Origin of the sequence: Acidocella sp., assembly GCF_052326845.1 — a bacterium.
Lineage (GTDB): Bacteria > Pseudomonadota > Alphaproteobacteria > Acetobacterales > Acetobacteraceae > Acidocella.
In genome coordinates this window covers 1-4,179 of sequence record NZ_JBKQJR010000171.1, presented here as the reverse complement: position 1 = coordinate 4,179, position 4,179 = coordinate 1, and the positions used below count along the sequence as shown (strand labels likewise).

At 62.0% G+C, this 4,179-nt stretch carries 5 protein-coding genes and 3 pseudogenes; 1 reads left to right on the top strand and 7 read right to left on the bottom strand.

Features of this window, described 5'->3' with window-relative positions:
• The 7 genes and pseudogenes from ACLPJJ_RS11815 to ACLPJJ_RS11785 all read right to left on the bottom strand — a co-directional run.
• Positions 1 to 744: AMP-binding protein (locus ACLPJJ_RS11815; RefSeq protein WP_443591173.1), on the bottom strand; the 744-nt coding region annotated here is incomplete at its 3' end.
• A 50-nt stretch (positions 745 to 794) separates the two neighbouring features.
• A pseudogene (locus ACLPJJ_RS11810) lies at positions 795 to 1,367 on the bottom strand (enoyl-CoA hydratase-related protein).
• 49 nt (positions 1,368 to 1,416) lie between these two features.
• A pseudogene (locus ACLPJJ_RS11805) lies at positions 1,417 to 1,569 on the bottom strand (enoyl-CoA hydratase-related protein); the annotation flags it as partial.
• 39 nt (positions 1,570 to 1,608) lie between these two features.
• A complete protein-coding gene (locus ACLPJJ_RS11800; RefSeq protein WP_443591172.1) occupies positions 1,609 to 2,580 on the bottom strand; it encodes an NAD(P)H-dependent flavin oxidoreductase in 972 nt (323 codons plus the stop codon).
• Positions 2,581 to 2,637: 57 nt separating this feature from the next.
• On the bottom strand, positions 2,638 to 2,946 hold the full coding sequence (locus ACLPJJ_RS11795; protein WP_443591171.1) for a winged helix-turn-helix transcriptional regulator: 309 nt from the start codon (positions 2,944 to 2,946) through the stop codon (positions 2,638 to 2,640).
• 7 nt (positions 2,947 to 2,953) lie between these two features.
• Entirely contained in the window at positions 2,954 to 3,139 is a 186-nt protein-coding gene (locus tag ACLPJJ_RS11790) for a winged helix-turn-helix transcriptional regulator (RefSeq protein WP_443591170.1), read from the bottom strand.
• A gap of 154 nt (positions 3,140 to 3,293) precedes the next feature.
• A pseudogene (locus tag ACLPJJ_RS11785) lies at positions 3,294 to 3,838 on the bottom strand (IS5 family transposase); the annotation flags it as partial.
• Between the two features lie 64 nt (positions 3,839 to 3,902).
• Here ACLPJJ_RS11785 and ACLPJJ_RS11780 point away from each other — a divergent pair.
• Positions 3,903 to 4,055, top strand: a complete 153-nt coding sequence (locus tag ACLPJJ_RS11780) for a DUF3734 domain-containing protein (RefSeq protein ID WP_443591169.1) — start codon at positions 3,903 to 3,905, stop codon at positions 4,053 to 4,055.
• The last annotated feature ends 124 nt before the right edge of the window (positions 4,056 to 4,179 follow it).

The window sequence follows — 4,179 nt, the reverse complement described above, 5'->3', positions numbered from 1 at the left end:
GCTCTCCGTCATCCCCAGAATCTCATGCAGTTGCTTGCCCGTTACCTCGGAAAAGCGTTCGCCCACGCTCTGCGGCAGCGGGGCCGCACCGCTCAGCCCGAAACGCACCGTGGCGAGCGAACCGGTGACGGGAACAGCCAGGATGGCGGCAAGCGATGTCGGCACGCCGCCTATGACGGTAACGCCGTAGCGCTCGACGATATGCCAGAAGCGTTGCACCATCGCCGGGTTGCGCAAGCCCTGGGGCGAGAGGATGATTACCTCCGCGCCGCGCATGAAAAAGGCTAGGCTGCAGGAAATCGTCCCGGTGACATGAAACAGCGGCAGCCCGTTGCCCACCCGGTCGGTCTCGCGCAGGCCCATCATGGCCACAAACCCGAACGCCGCGCAGATCTGGTTGCGGTTTGTATGCGCAACGAGTTTGGGCAGGCCCGTGGTGCCGCCCGTATGGAAATAAGCCACGACCGAATCCGGCAGGTTGGGGCTTGCGAATTCGAGCGCATCGCCACGGTGCCGGGCCAGAGCCGCATCGAAGGACACGCACTCTACCTCCGGCGCCTCCGGCGCGCTGATGCAGACCAGCACAACATCCGGCAGAGACTGTTTGACGTGAACGCTCCTTTTCCAGATCTGCGCGTTGATCCCCGGCCCCACGGTGACAAGAATTTTGGCGCCCGACGACTGCACCAGCTCCAGAATATGTTCTGCCGTCTCATCCGCATTGAAAGTGGAATTTTTTATCATTCCAGCCCATGGCGCCTCGCCGCCGCACCAGTGGCGGGAAATGCGAAGGCTCAGCCCTCGAGTTTAGAAAAATCTGGCGGACGGCGCTCGGCAAAGGCGGTGAAGGCTTCCCGCGCTTCGGCGCTGCGCAGCCGCTCGTGGAAGCGTGCGCTTTCTTCGTCGATGCAGGCCGCCAGTGCCGCCGCGTCGCGCATCATCCGTTTGGTCATGGCCAGGGCGCCGAGCGGCTGTTTGGCCAGCTGCGCCGCGGCCTGGCGCGCCCTTTCCCGCAAGGTGCCGGCCGGCACGGCCTAGTTCGCGAGCCCCCAGGCAACGGCTGACCTGGCGTCGATCGTTTCCCCGAGCGCGAACATCGCATAAGCGCGCACATGGCCGATGCGCGCCGGGAGCAACAAACTCGAGGCTGCCTCAGGCACAAGAGCCAGGTTGACGAAGGGGGTCGAGAGCAGGGCATCCTCGGCCAGCAACACCAGATCGCAGTGCAGCAGCATGGTCGTGCCGACGCCGACGGCGCGCCCCTGCACGGCGGCCACAAGCGGGCGAGTGGCCCGCGCCAAAGCGTGCAGAAAGCGGATGACATGCAGCTCGCCCTTGAACGAGCCAGTGGCCTGGGCGGCGAACATCGCCGATGTCGTTGCCAGCGGTAAAACTGTCGCCGTCAGCCTGGAAGAGGATGACGCGCACCGCGGGATCAGCCTCCGCACTTTCCAGCGCATCGGCCAGGGCGCCATACATGCCGTTCGTCAGGGCGTTCTTCTTCTCCGCGCGGGTCAGCGTCAGCGTCAATATCCCCGCATCGCGTTCCGATTTTACGTGCTCGCTCATGCATCATTTCCTTCCAGGATACTTTTGGTTGGTGGCGCGTCACCCCAGGCCGGCGCATAAACGCTGGCGCGCCGCCTGGTATTCGGCCGCGAGCCGCGCCACCAGTTCGGCCGCACTTGCCACATTGCGGATCTGGCCGGTGCCCTGACCCGCGCCCCAAATGTCGCGCCAGGCCTTGGCCTTCTGGTTCCCGCCCGAGCCGAAATTCATCGCGCTCTTGTCGGCGAGCGCCAGATTCTCCGGATCGAGTCCGGCATTGACGATGCTCTTCTTGAGATAGTTGCCATGCACGCCGGTGAAGAGATTCGTGTACACAATATCCTCGGCAGCGCTTTCGATCAGCGCCTGCTTATATTCCGGAGTTGCATTGGACTCCTCTGCGGCGATGAAATAGGTACCCATATAGGCAAGGTCCGCGCCGACGGCCTGCGCCGCCAGGATCGAACCGCCATTGGCAATCGAACCCGACAGGATGATCGTGCCGTCATAGAAGGCCCGCACCTCGGGCACCAGGGCGAAAGGCGACAGGGCCCCGGCATGACCACCGGCGCCGTTGCAGACCAGGATCAACCCATCCACGCCGGCTTCCAGCGCGCGTTTGGCATGGACGATGTTGGTGACGTCATGGAACACGAGCCCGCCATAGCTGTGCGCCGCCTCTACCACCGCATCGGGCGCGCGCAGCGAGGTGATCTGTATGGGCACCTTATACTTGGTGCAGATCTCGATATCGTGTTGCAGACGGTTGTTCGAGGAATGCACGATCTGGTTGACCGCAAAGGGGGCCACCTTCTTCTCAGGGTTCGCCGCCTTGTAGGCCGCAAGCTCAGTGGTGATGCGCTCCAGCCATTGTTCCAACACCTCGGCCGGGCGCGCATTGAGCGCGGGGAAGGCGCCGACGATACCGGCCTTGCATTGTTCGATGACCAACTCGGGGGTGGAGACGATGAACATCGGCGAACCGATGACCGGGAGCGCCAGATTGTCGCGCAGCAAGGGGGGCAAGGACATGGATGAAATTCCTTTCAGATGGGTGGCAGGCAGCGGCTGAGCGCTGCGCCGCAGCTTTCAATCATGGTTGTGATGGGTGGTGTGGGGCAGAAGCGGCAGAACCGACGATGCAGCACCCGGCCCGGCCTCGGGCACCACCTCGCGCGCGTTCAACACCTCGCCGCAAATCGAACAAACCATCACCGGCTCGAACAGTGCGCCGCAGTTTTTGTGCCGGTGCAGCAGGGGCGGACCGTCGGGGGTGACCATGTAGCGGTCGCCCCAATGCACCAGCGCCAGCAGCACCGGGTAGAGATCGATCCCCTTTTCCGTCAGCCGGTATTCGTAGCGGGCCGGGCGCTCGGCATAGCGCTCGCGGCGCAACACGCCGAGATCAACCAGTTTTTTTTAGCCGGTCGGCCAAAACATGGCGGGTAATGCCGAGCCGCCCCTGGAAATCATCGAAGCGGCGGATCCGCAGAAAGCAGTCGCGCAGGATCAGCAGCGACCAGCGGTCGCCGATCACCGCTACTGTACGTGCCACCGAGCACGCCTCTTGATCCAATTCACTCCAGCGCATCGCGGAGCCTCCTTTGGCAGGGAGGTTCGTATTTGGAATGCACTATGTCAAGGTTCTTTTTTGGAACTAATGTGTGCGCGGTCTAACTAGATCCAATCGACGTTCATCGTAGCCAGATTATTGCTGCGGCGATGAGCGCGAAGCCTTTGAAGTGGATGGTTTCGCGAAAAGCGTTGCTGTCATAGGCCTTGTCAGCGAGTACAGCCTCGCCGGTCTGGCCTTCGAGGAGTGAGGGCGCCTGGGTGATGTCGCCTGTCTGGCTGGGCGTGATGATGAGCCGCCGTGGCCGGCCGAGGGCATCGGTCAGCATGTGGATTTTGGTCGTCAGTCCGCCTCGGGAACGCCCCAGCGCCTGATTTTGCGCCCCCCTTTTCCGTTCGCCGCCTGCTGGTGGGCGCGGACGATGGTGCTGTCGATCATCAGATACTGGTTGTCGCGGTCTGCGGTCAGGGCCTCAAACACCCGTTCCCAAACCCCGGCATGGCACCAGCGGCTGAAGCGTTTATGAAACGTTTTCCAGTTGCCGTAGCGCTCAGGCAGATCACACCAATGCGCCCCAGAGCGCAAAACCCACAAACAACCATTCACAAATTGCCGGCTGTCAGCGCCCGTGCGGCCAGGATCACCCGCCTTGCCGGGAAGTAGAGGCGCAATCCTCACCCATTGCGTCTCGCTCAACTCATACCGCTTAACCGCCATCCCCGACTCCGCACCAATGCACGGAACCTTATGAATCAGCCTTCAAGCCGTTTGGGAATCCCGAATGTCGATTGAACCTAAACTAACCATGAAGGAACATTGGCAAGCCGGTTACAAGGATGCTGAGTTGACGTTACGACATCCCAAAATTCTAGAGCGCCCCACCAACAGCGAGGGCGTCTCTAGTTTTGATCTGTTAAAGGAAGGACGGCAATAAGCCCCGTACGGGCCGGCACATATGCCGCAGTGCCGCGCGCGTCGTTAGGAAGGCGCCGTCAAGATGAATCGCTAGCAGCTGCTTCCATTTGCCAAAGTCAAATTCATCAATCGGGGCGATGGTC

Coding starts and splice junctions, on each gene's coding strand:
- ACLPJJ_RS11800 (WP_443591172.1), bottom strand. CDS start 2,580: ATGTCCTTGCCCCCCTTGCTGCGCGACAATCTGGCGCTCCCGGTCATC.
- ACLPJJ_RS11790 (WP_443591170.1), bottom strand. CDS start 3,139: ATGCGCTGGAGTGAATTGGATCAAGAGGCGTGCTCGGTGGCACGTACA.
- ACLPJJ_RS11780 (WP_443591169.1), top strand. CDS start 3,903: ATGTCGATTGAACCTAAACTAACCATGAAGGAACATTGGCAAGCCGGT.